Here is an 813-nt window from a genome sequence, read left to right on the forward strand (position 1 = left end):
ATCTGCATTAACAGCCACATCGGTGATGGTAATTGCAGTGCCCGCAATATCGGTGATAACCAGAGTGACCGTGCCACCTGCAGGAATATCCTGACTAGTACCAGTGATGTCACCGTTATTATCGCCATCGATGACTAAATCAACGGTGATGTTGCTTGAAAGGGCATCAAGGTTTTCAGTGTCATTGGCAGACAGGTCGTTACCGTTGCTGTCGGTTGCAGTTGCGACCACTGTGATGTCGCCATCCACAAGCGTAGATAGGTCAACGTTATCAACAGAGTAAGTGCCATCTGCATTAACAGCCACATCGGTGATGGTAATTGCAGTACCCGCAATATCGGTGATCACTAGAGTGACCGTGCCGCCAGCTGGAATATCTTGTGATGTACCAGTGATGTCGCCTTGGTTAGATGCATCAATCACTAAGTCTACTGTTAGCTCAGCATCAACAGCATCAAGGTTTTCAGTGTCGTTGGCAGACAGGTCATTACCGTTGCTGTCGGTTGCAGTTGCAACCACTGTGATGTCGCCATCCACAAGTGTAGATAGGTCAACATTATCAACAGAGTAAGTGCCGTCCGCGTTTACTGCCACATCTGTGATGGTAATTGCAGTGCCCGCAATATCGGTAATTACCAGAGTGACCGTACCACCCGCTGGAATATCCTGGCTAGTACCATTGATATCGCCTTGGTTCGATGCATCAATCACTAAGTCTACTGTTAGCTCAGCATCAACAGCATCGAGGTTTTCAGTGTCGTTGGCAGACAGGTCGTTACCGTTGCTGTCGGTTGCAGTTGCAACAACTGTGAT

1 protein-coding gene is annotated in these 813 nt (G+C 48.2%); it reads right to left on the reverse strand.

The annotated features are described in order from the left end of the window. The coding region (locus J8L86_RS20995; protein WP_211031451.1) for a hypothetical protein at window positions 1-813 on the reverse strand (813 nt) is incomplete at both ends.

Origin of the sequence: Shewanella sp. MMG014, assembly GCF_018100775.1 — a bacterium.
Classification (GTDB): domain Bacteria; phylum Pseudomonadota; class Gammaproteobacteria; order Enterobacterales; family Shewanellaceae; genus Shewanella; species Shewanella japonica.